The sequence below is a fragment of the Cellulomonas flavigena DSM 20109 genome, assembly GCF_000092865.1.
Taxonomy (GTDB): domain Bacteria; phylum Actinomycetota; class Actinomycetes; order Actinomycetales; family Cellulomonadaceae; genus Cellulomonas; species Cellulomonas flavigena.
Genome location: NC_014151.1, coordinates 761212 through 775854, shown reverse-complemented (window position 1 = coordinate 775854; position 14643 = coordinate 761212). Strand labels below are relative to the sequence as shown.

Below are 14643 nucleotides of genomic sequence, written 5' to 3'. Positions count from 1 at the left end.
TAGCGGCCGCGGGCCGACGCTCCGAACGTCCAGGTCACATGTCCATCACGATCGCCCGCCGGCCGGATTCGCCCCGCGATGCCGGGTCCCGCGCACCCCCGCGTCCAGGGAACTCCCAGGATCGCCCCCACCACCTCCACCCGATGCCCAGGCGACTCCCAGGCTGCGGCGGGACACTGGGCTCATGACCAGCACGTCCGGCTCGCCCGAGGCCCGTCTGCTCGTCGTCGACGACGAGCCGAACATCCGCGAGCTGCTCGCCACGTCGCTGCGGTTCGCGGGGTTCGAGGTCCACGCCGCCGCCGACGGCACGTCAGCGCTGCGGCTCGCGCGCGACACCCACCCCGACCTCGTCGTGCTCGACGTCATGCTGCCCGACATGGACGGCTTCAGCGTGACGCGGCGCCTGCGCGAGAAGGGCGAGCACGTGCCCGTGCTGTTCCTCACGGCGCGCGACGACACCGCCGACAAGGTGCAGGGGCTGACCGTCGGCGGGGACGACTACGTCACCAAGCCGTTCAGCCTCGAGGAGGTCGTCGCCCGGATCCGCGCGATCCTGCGGCGCACGGCCCCCGACGAGGGCGCCGACTCCTCGGTGCTCCGGTACGCCGACCTGGAGCTGGACGACGACACCCACGAGGTGCGGCGCGCCGGGCACCCCGTCGAGCTGTCCCCCACCGAGTTCAAGCTCCTGCGCTACCTCATGCTCAACCCGCAGCGCGTGCTGTCGAAGAGCCAGATCCTCGACCACGTGTGGCAGTACGACTGGGGCGGCGACGCGAACATCGTCGAGTCCTACATCTCCTACCTGCGCCGCAAGATCGACCAGCTCACGGACGCCGACGGCAGGCGGCTGCCGCCCCTCATCCACACCCGACGCGGCGTGGGCTACCTGCTGCGCGAGTCGCCGTGACGCGCACGGACGGCGAGCCGCAGGACACGGGGGCGCGTCTCCGGGGACTGTGGGACGCGACGTCCCTGCAGCGACGCCTCGTCGTGATCACCGCGCTGCTGCTGAGCGCCGGTCTCGTGGCCGTCGGCACGACGGCGACCAGCCTGCTCGAGCGGAACATGCTGGCGCTGGTCGACGACAAGCTCGCGACGGAGGCGAGGTCGGTCGCCGCGGACGCGTTGCGCTACCTCACCAACCAGGGCGGCCACATCGGCCCCACCGACTACTACGTGCGGGTGCAGGCGGCGGACGAGGAAGCCGCCCTCGTGAGCCCGGCCACGGAGTCCGCGTACGGCACGCCCCGGGTCCGTGACCTGTCCGCCCTGGACGCGTCGGCCGGCATCGGCGAGCCGTTCACGGTCGCGTCCACGCGGCCCGGGTCGCCGTGGCGCGTCGTCGCGTACCCGTTCCAGGCACCCGACGGCACGGTGGGGTCCGTCGTCGTGGGGCTGCCGCTGCGGGACATGCACGCGACCACGGTGCGGATGGCCTGGAGCCTGGCGCTGTCGGGCCTGGTCATCGTCGGAGCGGGGGTCCTGGCGGGGCGCTGGGCGGCGCGCCGCTCGCTGCGGCCGCTGGACGCGATCGAACGGACCGCGGCCGAGATCGCCGCGGGCGACCTGTCCCAGCGCGTGCCGGTGGCACCCGCGAGCACGGAGGTCGGGCGGCTCGGCGTGGCGCTCAACGGCATGCTCAGCCAGATCGAGGAGGCGTTCGACGCCCGGACCGCGTCGGAGGCCCGCATGCGACGGTTCGTGGCGGACGCGTCGCACGAGCTCCGCACGCCGCTGGCCACGTTGCGCGGCTACGCCGAGCTGTACCGGATGGGCGCGACGACGACGCCCGAGCAGGTCGCCGACACCATGGCCCGCATCGAGGGCTCGGCGACCCGCATGGGGTCCCTGGTCGAGGACCTGCTGGCGCTCGCCCGTCTCGACGAGGGCCGGGGGGGACAGACCGGCCCGGTCGATCTCACCGTGCTGGCGGCGGACGCGGTCAGCGACCTGCGCGCGTTGGACCCCCAGCGGCCGGTGCGGCTGGAGACGATCGCCGGCCCGGCGGCTCCGCGCGTGGTCGTCGGCGACGAGGCGCGGCTGCGTCAGGTGCTCGCGAACCTCGTCGGCAACGCGGCGCGCCACACCCCGCCGGCGACGCCCGTCGAGATCGTCGTGGGCGCGGGGGCGGACGACGGGACCGCCGTGCTCGAGGTGCGCGACCACGGCCCGGGCATCCCGCCGGAGCACGCCGCGCGGGTGTTCGAGCGGTTCTACCGCGTCGACCCGTCGCGTGGTCGCGACTCCGGCGGCTCCGGGCTCGGCATGGCGATCGTCGCCGCCATCGTCGCGTCGCACGGCGGCACGGTGGCGGTGCTGACCACGCCCGGGGGCGGTGCGACGGTGCGCGTCGAGCTCCCCGTGGACGGCCCGGCGTCCGATCCTCGGGCGGTGGACGCGACCGCCGGGCCGGACGTGGCTACGATGGCCGCTCCGTCGCCACCTTCGTGAGGCTGATCCATGGGCGTCCACGACGCACCCGCCTGGCTCGTGCCGGCATTCACCCGCAACGTCGTCGGGGCCGGGGGTACCGCCCCCGCCGAGGAGATCCGCCGCACCGCCGAGGACCTCCTCGAGCGGTGGACCCGCCCTGAACGGCACTTCCACAACCTCAAGCACCTCGTGGAGGTCCTGGCCCGCGTCGACGAGCTCGACGAGGAGGCGCACCACCCCGACCTCGTCCGGCTCGCCGCCTGGTACCACGGCGCGGTCTTCGACTCCGCCGAGCGCAAGGCGTACGCGAACCGCGGCGGGGAGGACGAGGCCGCGAGCGCGGCCCTCGCCCGCGAGCAGCTCACCGCGCTGGGTGTGCCCGAGCCGCAGACGCAGCAGGTCGCGCGGCTGGTCTCCGCGCTCGTGCGGCACTCGCCCGACCCGTCGGACGGCGACTGCGCCGTGCTGTGCGACGCGGACCTCGCGATGCTCGCCGCCGAGCCGCAGCGGTACAAGGCATACCTGAACGACGTGCGCGCCGAGTACGCGCACCTGCCCGTCGCCGACTACGTCCGCGCGCGCGTGCGCATCCTGCGCAAGCTGCTCGCGCGACCGTCGCTGTTCACCAGCCCGCTCGCCCAGTCGTGGGAGGAGCCGGCACGTCAGAACGTCGCGGCGGAGCTCCAGCGCCTGGAGAAGGAGCTGACGAAGATCGAGGCGGAGGAGGCCGCGGAGGCCACCGCGGCCGAGGCGCAGGACGACGCGCAGGCGACCGGGACCACGAGCGGGACCCCCGCCTGACCGACCGCCGGTGCGCGGCCGAGCGGGGTGCCCGGTCAGTGGGCGAAGAGGCGCGCGGCGTGCGCCTCGGCCTCGGCGTAGCTGCGGGCCGCGGCCTGCATGGCGCCGGCGATCTGCGCGAGCGACTGCTCGACGCGCGCTTGCGTGGCGTTCCACTCCGCGACGACGGCCCCGAACGCGCCCGCCGCCCCGCCCCGCCACGTGACCTGCAGCTCGGTGAGCTGGCGCTGCATCGCCGCGACCTCCGCCTGGATGCTCGCGGAGCGCGCGAGCACGGCCGCGGCCGACCCGTCGAGCTGTGCGCTGTCGACCTCGTACCTCATGGACGTCCTCCCTCGGTGCCGCCGTGGCCGCGGGAGCGGCGCCGCTGACGACGGCTTGCCCCGACGCTAGGAGCACGCGGAGCGGCCGACGGGCGCACGGGCGGGATCTGTGGACGTGCCCGCCGGAGGGCGGGGCTGTGGTCGGCTGGGCCATGGTGCGGGACCGTCGAGGTGCAGCCGGTCAGCGGTGCGGGGCGTGCCGAGCACCGCACCGGTGCGACGTACCCTCGGGCGGTGACCGTGCTCGTCGACCCGCCGCTGTGGCCCCGGCACGGCACCGTGTGGGGTCACCTGGTGAGCGACGCCTCGTACGACGAGCTGCACGCGTTCGCGGCCCGCGCCGGCATCCCGCGGCGCGCCTTCGACCACGACCACTACGACGTGCCCGTCGAGCGCTGGGACGAGATCGTCGCGCTCGGCGCCGAGCCGGTCGGCACGCGCGAGCTCGTCCGTCGCCTGCGTGCGTCCGGCCTGCGCGTGCCGGCCCGCGACCGCTGACACCCGGGGGCAGGACCGACCTCGCGCGACCACCGGTGCGGCCGGCCGTGACGTCCGGCCGGGCCCGTCGGCCCGCCCGTACCCGCCCGTACCCGCCCCCCCCCGGCAGGGTGGGCCCGCGACCGGATCGCTCTCGCACGGCGGCGGCGCGAGGGAGCGCGCCGGTTCGTCCGTCAGGCGCAGGTCGCGCTCCGGCGGCCGACGACGGCCCGCGCGAGCGCCGCCGCGAGGGCGAGGCACGCGACGACGCCGACGACGCCGGCGACGCCGACGAGGATGCCGCCCGCGTCGCCGTAGTCCGCCAGCGGGGCACCCGCGAGCGCGTGGTCACGGGCGGCTCCCGCGAACCCGACGCGCTCCGCCGTGGCCTCGAGCCCGTCGGGCGCTGCCGATGCGAGCGGCGACAGCGCGACCGCGGCGAGCACCGCGACGCCTGCCAGGGCACCGGCCGGCACGAGCGCAGCGGACCGCACGCGCGCCTCGGGCCGGTCGCCCGGCGTGGCCGTCAGCGCGAGCACCTCCGGGCGCAGCGCGACGACGACTGCGACGACCGCCCCGGTGATCACGGCCTCCCCGACACCGACGAGCAGGTGCACACCCAGCATCTGCCCGGTCAGCGCACCGGTCGCGACCGGGACCGTCCCGCCGAGCGCGTACAGGGCGACGAACGCGGCGGCGGCTGCCACGACGCCGGCTGCTCCCCCGGCCGCGGCGGCGCACGGCGCGACGGCGGCACCCGCGGCACGACCGGCACGCGCACGCTCCTCGCCGCGCCGCAGCAGCGTGAGCACGCCCCGCGCCGCGGCCCAGCCGACGAGCGTGCCGACGACCGCCATGAGCAGCGTGTTCGTGCCGAGCGCGGTGAGGCCGCCGTCGGCGAACACGAGCGCCTGCACGGCGAGCACGACGGTCACGGACAGCACGCCCCACGCGGGGCCGAGCAGCGCGGCGGTGAGGGCACCGCCCAGCAGGTGCCCGCTGGTGCCGGCGGCGACGGGGTAGTTGAGCATCTGCAGCCCGAACACCGCGGCGGTGGTGGCGCCGACGAGGGCGGGGTGCGGGGCGTGGCCGGCGCGGCGGGCGTGCACCGCGGCGCCCGCGACGGCGGCGCCGGCGACGACGGCGGTCACGGCCGACACGGGGTCGGACAGGTACTGGTCGGGGACGTGCACGGTGGTGCTCCTCGTGTCGGGCCGACCGGTGCGGCGACCGGGCGGCGATGGGGTGCTGACCTGGGCGACCACGCGGGTCGCGGGTTGCCAGGCGGTCGTGCTGGTGCCGACCTGGCAGGAGCGGTGGGCTCGGTGGGCGGGCTGCGGATCCGCGCCTCACCCGCCCGGCCTACCGCAGAGCGAGCGCAGCGCGCCACCCCCCGGTGGCCGTGACGTCGTGCGCGCCCGCGGCGGCCTCGGGCGAGCAGCCGAACCCGACGACCCACTCACCGTCGGTGAGCTCGACCGGGCCCAGGTACATGGGGGCCGGCAGCGCTGCGAGGAACCGCCCGAGCGCTCCGGTCGACAGCCGCCAGACCTCGCCGGCGATGTGCGCGCCGGCGCCGGGGCCGACGCGCACGAGCCCCGGTCTGGCGGGCGTCGTGGGCAGTGCCACGAGCCGGTAGGCGTCGGACGTGACGACGTCGCGTTCGAACCGTGCGCCCAGGTCGGTGAGCCGGCCGTTGAGCGGCTGCCCGCGCAGGTGGGCACCGACGACCAGCAGCTCGACGGTGCCCGGCACGAGCAGCGGTCCGTGCCGGGCGTCGCCCGCGCCACCTTCGTCCAGCAGCCGCGCCGCGAGGTCCACGGCGAGCTGGTCGTCGAACGCCCGCGCGAGCACGGTGACGCCGAACGGCCCGCCGTCGGCCTCCCCGGCGGGCACGGCGACGGCCGCGAGGTCGAGCAGGTTGACGAAGTTGGTGTACGTGCCGAGGCGCCGGTTCACCTCGACGGGCTCGGCCTCGACCTCGACGATCGTCGGGTGCTCGACGGTCGTGGGGAGCAGCAGCAGGTCGCACCCGGCGAGGACGCGCTCTGCGTCGGCGCGCGCGGCGTCCAGGCCCATGCGGTCGCGCACGTAGTCGGGCGCGCTGACGTCGCCGCCGGCCAGCACGATCGACGCGACCGTCGGGTCCGCGTCGGGCGGCGACGTCGCGAGGAACTCCCCGACCGCGGCGTACCGCTCGGCGACGATCGCGCCGTCGTACAGCAGCCGCGCGGCCCGCAGCATGCCGGACACGTCGACCTCGACGACGACCGCGCCGGTGCCGCGCACGCGCGCGACGGCCGCCGCGAACGCGTCGCGCCACGCGGGCACGAGCGGCGTGAGGTCCTCGGGCCGCGGGACCGCGACAACGGGACGGTCGGGCAGCCCGACGCGCACGTCGGTGGGCCACGCGCGCCCTGTGCCGTCGTCGCGCGCGGCGGCCATGAGGCGCGTCGCGAGGACGCCCGTGACCAGGTCGCGCGTGAACGTCGTGACGACGTCGTACGACGGGCACGCGGGCACGACGCCCGCGGTGGGCACGAGCCCCACGGTCGACTTGATGCCGACGATGCCGTGGAACGCGGCGGGCACACGGCCGGAACCGGCGGTGTCGGTGCCGACGCCGACGTCGGCGACGCCGAGCGCCACGGCCACGGCCGACCCGGACGACGACCCGCCGGACACGCGCCCGTCGAGCCACGCGTGCCGCACCGCGCCGTACGGGCTGCGGGTGCCGACGAGCCCGGTGGCGAACTGGTCGAGGTTGGTCTTGCCGAGGACGACGCCGCCCGCGTCGACGAGCGCCTGCACGGCGGGTGCGGTGCGCGGCGCGGCGCCCGGCCGGCCACGCGGGTCGGTCGCGTACGAGGGGCAGCCGGCGGTCGTCGGCAGACCGGCGACGTCGACGTTGTCCTTGACGGCCAGGGTCCGGCCCGCGAGGGGCAGGTCCTCGCCCCGCGCGAGGCGGGCGTCCACGTCGGCGGCGGCCGCGAGCGCGTCGGCCTCGGGCAGCAGCAGGGTCCACACCTCGGGCCGGTCCACCTCGCGCAGCCGCGCGTACGCCGCGCGCACGCGCACCGTCGCGACACCGTCGGCCCCGGTCACCTCGGCCCCGGTCACGTCGGTCCTGGTCACGTCCACGCTGCTCACGTCTCCCCCGTTCACGCGTCCACCGCCAGCACCGCGAGCGGCGCGCCCGGGCCCACCTGCTGGCCGGGCTCCACGAGCACCTGCACCACCCGCCCGTCGGACGGGGCCGCGACGGCGAGCTCGAGCTTCATCGCCTCGAGGGCGACGAGCGGGTCACCGGCACGCACGTCCGCCCCCGCGGCCGCCTCGACGCGCCACACCGACGCGACCATCGGCGCCTCGACGAGCACGTGGCCGGCGTCGAGCTCGACGGGGGCGGACGGTTCGACGGCGGCCGGCGCAGGTGCGTCCGCCACCGTGTCGAGCTCGCCCGCAGCGGCCCAGGCGGCGCGCTCCGCGGCGAAGGCATCGGCCTGCCGCGCGCGGAACGCCGCGATCGCGTCGGTGTGCTCCGCGAGCAGCTCGAGGTGGTCGCGGTAGCGGAACGTGCCGTGCTCGACGCGCACGTCGAGCCGCCCGGCCGCGAACGCGGCGCGCTGCTCGGCGAGCTCGGCGGCGCCCACGGGGTGCCACACGATCCGGTCGAAGAACCGCAGCAGCCACGGCACACCGGCCTCGAAGGCACCGTGCTGCCGGTGACCGGACCACACGGGCAGGGTGCGCCCGACGAGCTGGTACCCGCCCGGGGAGTCCATGCCGTACACGCACAGGTACTGCCCGCCGAGCCCGACGGTCCCCGACGCGGTCCACGTGCGCGCGGGGTTGTACTTGGTGGTCATGAGCCGGTGGCGCGGGTCGAGCGGCACGGCGAGCGGGGCGCCCAGGTAGACGTCGCCGAGCCCGAGGACGAGGTACTCGGCCCGCGTCATGGTCGCCAGCACGTCGTCGCCCGACGCCAGCCCGTTGACGCGCCGCACGAACTCGACGTTCGACGGCAGCCACGGCGCCTGCGGCCGCACGCCCACGGCGTACCGGGCGACGGCCTCGGCGACGGCCGGGTCGTCGAACGACAGCGGCAGGTGCACGCGCCGCGACGGCACCTCGAGGTCGGTGGTCGCGGGCAGGTCGGCCTCGATCGCGACGAGCACGTCGACGAGCGCAGGCACGGGCAGCAGGGCCGGGTCGACGTGCACGTGCAGGCTGCGCACGCCGGGCGTGACGTCGACGACGCCGGGCAGCGCCCGCGCCCGGAGCGCCTCGCCGAGCGCGTGCACGCGCATCCGCAGACCGAGGTCGAGCACCATCGGGCCGTACTCGACGAGCACGTTGTCGTCGGCGCCGCGCAGGTAGACGACGTCGGGGCGCCCGAGCGGGTCGGCGGGGTCGCCGGCGACGCGCGCGAGCACACCGTCGTCGCCGTCGGTGCCCGTCGCGAGGTCCGGCGGGACCACCGCGGCCGCGCGTCGCACGGTCGACGCCCGCAGCACGTCGGCAGTCGCGGCCGGCACGGGCACGAGCCGCACGGTGTCACCCGGCCGCAGCTGCCCGAGCTTCCAGCGGTGCCCCACGACCACCGTCAGCGGGCAGGCGAACCCGCCGAGCGACGGCCCGTCCGGCCCGAGCAGGATGGGCGTGTCCCCCGAGACGTTGAGCGCGCCGACGGAGTAGGGGTTGTCGTGCAGGTTCGACGGGTGCAGGCCCGCCTCGCCGCCGTCGGGCCGCGCCCACCGCGGCCGCGGCCCGGTGAGGCGCACGCCCGTGCGGTTGGCGTGGGCCTGCACGTGCCAGGTCGCGCCCGTGAGCATCGCCATGTCGTCCCGCGTGAAGTACGTCGGCGCGGGCTGCGGGCCCTCCTGGACGGCGACCTCCCACGCGTGGACCAGCGCCGGGCGCGCCTCCTGCGGCACGGCCGAGGGCGCGGGCGCGGGCGCATCGTCGCTGACCGGCGCGGGCACCAGGACGTCGCCCGTCACCAGCGCCTGCCCCGTGTACCCACCGAAGCCGCCGAGCGCGAACGTGGCCGCCGACCCCAGGTAGCGCGGCACGTCCAGGCCCCCGCGGACCAGCACGTACGTGCGCAGACCCGCCCCGCAGGGCGTCCCGACGTCGAGCACGCCGCCGGCCGGCACGGCCACCGGCTCCCACTGCGGCACGGTCGCGCCGTCGAGCGTCACCGGTGCGGCGGCGCCCGTGACGCACACCGTCGCGGCGTGGCTGAACCGCAGCCGCGGGCCGGTGAGCGTGCACTCCAGCCCCGGCGCGCCCTCGGGGTTGCCGAGCGCGACGTTGCCGAGGCGGAACGACAGGTCGTCCATGGGTCCCGACGGCGGCACCCCGACGTCCCAGTGCCCGAGGCGCCCGGGCCAGTCCTGCACCGTCGTCATGACGCCCGGGCGCAGCACCTCGACCCACGGCTCGTCGTCGACGACGCCCGCGAGCGTGCCGGTGGTGTGGGCGGCGGCGCGCACGTCGTCGTCGGCGACCGCGGCGCGCAGCTGCGGCAGGTTCGTCGCGACGCCCACCAGCTCGGTGGCCGCGAGCGCGACCGCGGCGGCGTCGAGGGCGGCGGTGCGGTCGGCGGCGTGCACGACGACCTTGGCGAGCAGCGGGTCGTAGTGCGTGGTGACCTCCTGCCCCGCCTCGGCCCAGCCGTCGACGCGGACGCCCGGCGGGTACGCGACGTGCGTGAGCAGGCCGGCTCCCGGGCGGTGGCCGCGGCGCGGGTCCTCGGCGTAGACGCGCGCCTCGACGGCGTGGCCGCGCAGGGGCGGGCCGTCGAGGGGCAGCGCGGCGAGCTCGGCGCGCAGGTCCGCGTCACCGCGCGCCAGCCGCAGCATCCAGCCGACGAGGTCGATGCCCGTGACCTCCTCGGTGACGGTGTGCTCGACCTGCAGCCGGGTGTTGACCTCGAGGAAGGAGACGTCGTGGGTGTCGACGTCGTAGACGAACTCGACCGTGCCTGCGGACCGGTACGCCACCGACCCGGTCAGGGCACGGGCGGACGCGGCCAGGCGCTCGCGCACGTCGTCCGGGAGCCCGGGGGCCGGGGCCTCCTCGACGACCTTCTGGTGCCGCCGCTGGAGCGAGCAGTCGCGGTCCCCCAGGCTGACCACGCGCCCCGCCCCGTCGCCGAACACCTGCACCTCGACGTGCCGCGCGCGGCGCACGTACCGCTCGAGCAGCACGGCGTCGTTGCCGAAGCCGGCGCGGGCGACCCGCCGGACGCGGTCGAACGCCGCGCGCAGGTCGTCGGGGCCGTCGCACGCCTGCATGCCGATGCCGCCGCCGCCGCCGACGGCCTTGAGCATGACGGGGTAGCCGACGGCCTCGGCGGCGGCGAGCGCCGCGTCGACGTCGGCGAGCAGGCCGCTGCCCGCGACGAGCGGGACACCGGCGGCCCGCGCGGCCTCGCGTGCCCGGTGCTTGTCACCGAAGACCGTGAGCTGCCCGGGCGTCGGGCCGACGAAGACGAGGCCGGCGGCCTCGACGGCCGTCGCGAACGCCGCGTCCTCGGCGAGGAACCCGTAGCCGGGGTGCACCGCGCCGGCGCCGGTGGCGAGCGCAGCCTCGAGCACGGCGTCGCCGCGCAGGTAGGAGTCCGCCGCCGGCGCCGGACCGAGGCGGACGGCCTCGTCGGCCAGGCGGACGTGCGGCGCCGCCGCGTCGGCGTCGGAGTACACCGCGACCGTGCGCATGCCGAGCACCCGAGCCGTCCGCAGCACCCGCACCGCGATCTCGCCGCGGTTGGCGACGAGGAGGGTGTCGAGCACGTGCGCTCCCCTCGGTCGGTGCGGAGGCGGGGCTGTATACAGCCCGGTATCCCGACCGTACGAAGCGGGTGTTTCGTCGGGACCGCCCGCGCGTGAACGCGACGTTACGGCGACGGGCGCGCAGGTCGCGGGTCGTCCTGGTTGCCCGGGACGCCGGGATCGACCAGTCTCGTCCCAGGAGCCCGACGGGGGGAGACTCGCCCATGAGCAGCACACCGGCGCCCACGGAGGGCCGCACCGAGGAGGTGCGGCGGCGGGGCGGGTTCAGCTCACGCCGCGTCTTCATCCTGGCCGCGATCGGCTCCGCCGTCGGCCTGGGCAACATCTGGCGCTTCCCGTACGTGGCGTACGAGAACGGTGGCGGCGCGTTCGTCATCCCCTACCTGCTCGCCCTGCTCACCGCCGGCCTGCCGTTCCTGCTGCTCGACTACGCGCTCGGCCACCGGTTCCGCGGCTCGGCGCCGCTGTCCTTCGCACGGCTGCGGCGCGGTACCGAGGGCTTCGGCTGGTGGCAGGTGGCGATCTGCACCGTCATCGCCGTCTACTACGCCGCCGTCATCGCGTGGGCGCTGCGGTACACGTTCTTCTCGGTCGACAAGGCGTGGGGCGACGACCCCGAAGGGTTCTTCTTCGGCGACTTCCTGCAGGCCGGCGACGTGCGCGTCACCACCGACGTCGTGCCCGGCGTGCTCGTGCCGCTGCTCGTCGTGTGGCTCGCGGTGCTCGCGATCATGGCGCTGGGCGTGCAGCGCGGCATCGGCGCGACGTCCGTCGTGTTCATCCCCGTGCTGGTCGTCGCCTTCGCGGCGCTCGTCGTGCAGGCCCTGCTGCTGCCCGGCGCCGTCGACGGCCTGAACGCGTTCTTCACGCCCGACTGGGCCGCGCTCGCCTCGCCCGGGGTGTGGGCGGCGGCGTTCGGCCAGATCTTCTTCTCGCTGTCGATCGGCTTCGGGATCATGATCACCTACGCCTCGTACACCGGGCGCCGCGAGAACATGACGGGCTCCGGGTTCGTCGTCGGGTTCGCCAACTCCGGCTTCGAGCTGCTCGCCGGCATCGGCGTGTTCGCCGCGCTCGGCTTCATGGCGCAGGCCTCCGGGGTCGCCGTCAACGACGTCGTGAGCGGCGGCATCGGCCTGGCGTTCATCGCGTTCCCCACGATCATCAGCCAGGCCCCCGCCGGCGCGCTCATCGGCGTGCTGTTCTTCGGCTCCCTCGTCATCGCGGGCGTCACATCGCTCGTCAGCGTCCTCGAGGTCGTCATCTCGGCGTTCCGCGACAAGTTCGAGACCACCCGCCTCGCCGCGACCCTCGCCGTCGGTCTGCCGATCGCGCTCGTCAGCCTCGCGCTGTTCGGCACCACCAGCGGCATCTACGTGCTCGACGTCGTCGACCACTTCGTCAACCAGTACGGGATCCTCGTCGTCGCGCTGGTGAGCATGCTCGTCGTCGTCTGGGCCGTGCGTGCGCTGCGCGAGCTCGGCGACCACCTCAACGAGCACGGCCACCCGCGGGCCGGCACCCTCTGGCGCAGCGTCACCAGCGTCGTCACGCCGCTGACGCTCACCGTCGTGCTCGTCACCGCGCTGCGCGACGACCTCGCCGAACCCTACGAGGGCTACCCGACGTGGCTGCTCGTCGTGTTCGGCTGGGGCATGGTCGTCCTGCTGCCCGTCGTCGGGTTCCTGCTGGCCCGGCTGCCGTGGCGCCGGGGCACGCACCTCGACGGGGCCCCACCCGGGACCCCGCCCGCACCCACGCACGAGGAGGACCGGCGATGAGCGCCATCGCGATCGTCATGATGCTCGTGGCCATGGCCGTCCTCTGGGGTGGCCTGGTCGTGTCCGTCATCAGCCTGCTGCGCCACGGCTCCGCGGACGGCGGTGCACCGGAGCTCCACCGCGACCTGTGAGGCCGACGCGTGCAGGGGTGCCGTCACCACACGCCCGCAACCCTCCACACGCCGTCACGCGTTGCGCAGGGACACGGGGACACCGAGGGCGTCATCGGCCAGGAGCTCCGTGATGCGGCGGCGGTCGTCGCCGCCCGGGTAGAACACGACGACCTCCGCCCGTTCCGGGTGCGACGCGCACGGGCTCGACACGACGACGGACACCTCGTCACCGACGGCCTCGACCGCACGGACCAGGTCGGCGTGCTCCTCGAGCGCCGCGCTCACCTCGGCCCGTGTCGGGAGATCGGCGCACGGCACGCCTGACGCCCGGCTGTCGTACAGCACCGAAGAACGCGGCGAACGGCGGGACCAGGAGCTCCGCGACGCCCCGCAGCGCGACGCCCGACGCCCCGCCCGGGTCCTGCGCGAGGCCGAGCTCGACCACGAGCGCGAGCACCGGCCACACCGTGGCCAGCAGCAGCACCCGCGGACGGGTCAGCGGGCCGAGGGCCAGCACCGCGGCGACGAGCAGGTAGAACTTCAGCTCGACCAGCAGGGTCCAGAACACGACCTGCAGGCTCGGGACACCGAGCTGCCCCTGCACCATCGTGAGGTTGAGCAGGATCTCCCCCGCACCGGGCCGGCGGTCGTCGTCCCAGAGCAGGCGCAGGCGGGCGGTGAGGACGACGCAGGCCCAGTACGCCGGCAGGAGCCGCACCGCGCGGGACGTGACGAACGTGCGCAGGCTGCCGTGCGCGGCGGAGCGGGTGATCACCAGGCCCGAGATCACGAAGAACACCTGGACCCCGAGCCAGCCGTAGCGGCTCACCTCGTTGAGCGCGGGAAAGGCGGTCGCAGGCGGGGCGTCGAGGTACCGCGACACCGTCGGCGTCGCGGTCAGGTGGTAGAGCACCACGGCGCCGGCCAAGACGAACCGCATCAGGTCGAGCAGCGGCATGCGGCCCGGGGCGACCGACCGTCCGCGGCGCTCCGCCGCGTCGGTCCCCTCGTCCAGCCGATGAGCACGCAGTCGCCGTCCGCCTTCCGCCGAGAAGGTTCCCCGGGGCCCCGCCGACGCCGGGACGAGCAGACGCTGACGGGTGACCGAGGACGTCCGGTCGACAGTGGGCGACCGTGGGCGGCTCGTCCTGTCGAAGGGTCTCGGGCGGATCCGCCGTCAGCCCGCCGTCGCCATCCTCGCCATCGCCTGCGTGGCGCGCTCCATGACGACCTCGAGCGACTCCCCCACGTGCCGGTGCAGCGCCGTCAGGGCCTCGGGCAGCCGGTCGTCGAGCATGAGCCGCAGGATCTCGCGGTGCTCGTCGATGGTGGCCGTCACGCGGTCCTCCTCGACGAAGTCGTGCATGCGCACCGCGCGGATCTTCTGGTTGACGGTGACGAGGGCACCGGTGAGCTGCGTGTTGCCCGACGCGCGCGACAGCGTCTGGTGGAAGCCCTCGTCGCGCAGCACGAAGCTCGGGTCCGGCTCCGGCACGTCGTCGCGCATCTCGTCCCACAGTGCGAGCTCGCCGCGCAGCAGCGCGGTGTCGTGGTGCACCTGCGGGTTCTCGATCGCGCGGGCGATGCCCCGGAGCTCGAGGGTGATGCGCAGCTCGTACAGGTCGCGCAGCGCGGCGAGCGACGGCACGACGACCGCGTACCCGAAGTCGGTGCGCTCGACGAGCCCGTCGGACAGCAGCCGCGACAACGCCTCGCGCACCGGCGTGCGGGACACCTCGAACGCCTTCGACAGCTTGGGCTCGGTGAGGCGCTCGCGCGGGGAGACCCGGCCGTTGAGGATCTCGTCGCGCAGCCGCTGGTAGACCTGCTCACGCAGCGACCCTGCCGGGGCAGAGCCGCTCGGCTGCTCCGGCACGGTGAGACCGCGCGGCCCGGTGGACATGATCAC

The 14643-nt window shown here is 75.6% G+C and carries 13 protein-coding genes; 6 read left to right on the top strand and 7 right to left on the bottom strand.

Features of this window, described 5'->3' with window-relative positions; all coding sequences use genetic code 11:
- Window positions 1-184: 184 nt before the first annotated feature.
- The 3 genes from CFLA_RS03615 to CFLA_RS03605 are packed head-to-tail and all read left to right on the top strand — an operon-like array spanning window position 185 to window position 3240.
- On the top strand, window positions 185-913 hold the full coding sequence (locus tag CFLA_RS03615; protein ID WP_013115963.1) for a response regulator transcription factor: 729 nt from the start codon (window positions 185-187) through the stop codon (window positions 911-913).
- A complete protein-coding gene (locus tag CFLA_RS03610) occupies window positions 910-2457 on the top strand; it encodes a sensor histidine kinase (RefSeq protein WP_013115962.1) in 1548 nt (515 codons plus the stop codon). Before CFLA_RS03615 ends, CFLA_RS03610 begins: the two co-directional genes overlap by 4 nt.
- A 9-nt stretch (window positions 2458-2466) precedes the next feature.
- Window positions 2467-3240, top strand: a complete 774-nt coding sequence (locus CFLA_RS03605) for an HD domain-containing protein (protein WP_013115961.1) — start codon at window positions 2467-2469, stop codon at window positions 3238-3240.
- A 35-nt stretch (window positions 3241-3275) separates the two neighbouring features.
- Here the strand turns inward: CFLA_RS03605 and CFLA_RS03600 are convergent, their stop codons facing one another.
- The gene (locus CFLA_RS03600; protein ID WP_013115960.1) at window positions 3276-3563 is read right to left on the bottom strand and encodes a WXG100 family type VII secretion target; all 288 of its coding nucleotides are present in this window, start codon (window positions 3561-3563) and stop codon (window positions 3276-3278) included.
- A 234-nt stretch (window positions 3564-3797) separates the two neighbouring features.
- On the opposite strand from CFLA_RS03600, the gene CFLA_RS03595 reads away from it, so the two are divergent.
- A complete protein-coding gene (locus CFLA_RS03595) occupies window positions 3798-4061 on the top strand; it encodes a DUF4031 domain-containing protein (protein WP_013115959.1) in 264 nt (87 codons plus the stop codon).
- Between the two features lie 173 nt (window positions 4062-4234).
- Here the strand turns inward: CFLA_RS03595 and CFLA_RS03590 are convergent, their stop codons facing one another.
- The 3 genes from CFLA_RS03590 to uca all read right to left on the bottom strand — a co-directional run bounded on the left by CFLA_RS03590 (window position 4235) and on the right by uca (window position 10840).
- Complete coding sequence (locus CFLA_RS03590) at window positions 4235-5233, bottom strand: energy-coupling factor ABC transporter permease (RefSeq protein ID WP_013115958.1); 999 nt, start codon at window positions 5231-5233, stop codon at window positions 4235-4237.
- A 169-nt stretch (window positions 5234-5402) separates the two neighbouring features.
- The gene (gene atzF, locus CFLA_RS03585) at window positions 5403-7175 is read right to left on the bottom strand and encodes an allophanate hydrolase (protein WP_245530295.1); all 1773 of its coding nucleotides are present in this window, start codon (window positions 7173-7175) and stop codon (window positions 5403-5405) included.
- Window positions 7176-7201: 26 nt separating this feature from the next.
- Window positions 7202-10840, bottom strand: coding sequence for an urea carboxylase (gene uca, locus CFLA_RS03580; RefSeq protein ID WP_013115956.1), 3639 nt, complete (start codon window positions 10838-10840; stop codon window positions 7202-7204).
- 203 nt (window positions 10841-11043) lie between these two features.
- Here uca and CFLA_RS03575 point away from each other — a divergent pair, with 203 nt between their 5' ends.
- Both CFLA_RS03575 and CFLA_RS19425 read left to right on the top strand, forming a co-directional pair.
- Entirely contained in the window at window positions 11044-12621 is a 1578-nt protein-coding gene (locus tag CFLA_RS03575) for a sodium-dependent transporter (RefSeq protein WP_013115955.1), read from the top strand.
- Complete coding sequence (locus CFLA_RS19425) at window positions 12618-12752, top strand: methionine/alanine import family NSS transporter small subunit (RefSeq protein WP_013115954.1); 135 nt, start codon at window positions 12618-12620, stop codon at window positions 12750-12752. Before CFLA_RS03575 ends, CFLA_RS19425 begins: the two co-directional genes overlap by 4 nt.
- Before the next feature lie 54 nt (window positions 12753-12806).
- Here the strand turns inward: CFLA_RS19425 and CFLA_RS03570 are convergent, their stop codons facing one another.
- From CFLA_RS03570 to CFLA_RS03560, 3 genes are all read right to left on the bottom strand, one after another.
- Window positions 12807-13019, bottom strand: a complete 213-nt coding sequence (locus tag CFLA_RS03570) for a hypothetical protein (protein ID WP_013115953.1) — start codon at window positions 13017-13019, stop codon at window positions 12807-12809.
- Window positions 12961-13674, bottom strand: a complete 714-nt coding sequence (locus CFLA_RS03565; protein ID WP_187291324.1) for an acyltransferase family protein — start codon at window positions 13672-13674, stop codon at window positions 12961-12963. Before CFLA_RS03565 ends, CFLA_RS03570 begins: the two co-directional genes overlap by 59 nt.
- 237 nt (window positions 13675-13911) lie before the next feature.
- Window positions 13912-14637: a GntR family transcriptional regulator gene (locus CFLA_RS03560; protein WP_043599659.1), complete on the bottom strand. Its 726-nt coding sequence runs from the start codon at window positions 14635-14637 to the stop codon at window positions 13912-13914.
- Window positions 14638-14643 lie beyond the last annotated feature (6 nt).

Coding starts and splice junctions, on each gene's coding strand:
- CFLA_RS19425 (WP_013115954.1), top strand. CDS start 12,618: ATGAGCGCCATCGCGATCGTCATGATGCTCGTGGCCATGGCCGTCCTC.
- CFLA_RS03615 (WP_013115963.1), top strand. CDS start 185: ATGACCAGCACGTCCGGCTCGCCCGAGGCCCGTCTGCTCGTCGTCGAC.
- CFLA_RS03600 (WP_013115960.1), bottom strand. CDS start 3,563: ATGAGGTACGAGGTCGACAGCGCACAGCTCGACGGGTCGGCCGCGGCC.
- CFLA_RS03565 (WP_187291324.1), bottom strand. CDS start 13,674: ATGCGGTTCGTCTTGGCCGGCGCCGTGGTGCTCTACCACCTGACCGCG.
- CFLA_RS03560 (WP_043599659.1), bottom strand. CDS start 14,637: ATGTCCACCGGGCCGCGCGGTCTCACCGTGCCGGAGCAGCCGAGCGGC.
- CFLA_RS03575 (WP_013115955.1), top strand. CDS start 11,044: ATGAGCAGCACACCGGCGCCCACGGAGGGCCGCACCGAGGAGGTGCGG.
- CFLA_RS03605 (WP_013115961.1), top strand. CDS start 2,467: ATGGGCGTCCACGACGCACCCGCCTGGCTCGTGCCGGCATTCACCCGC.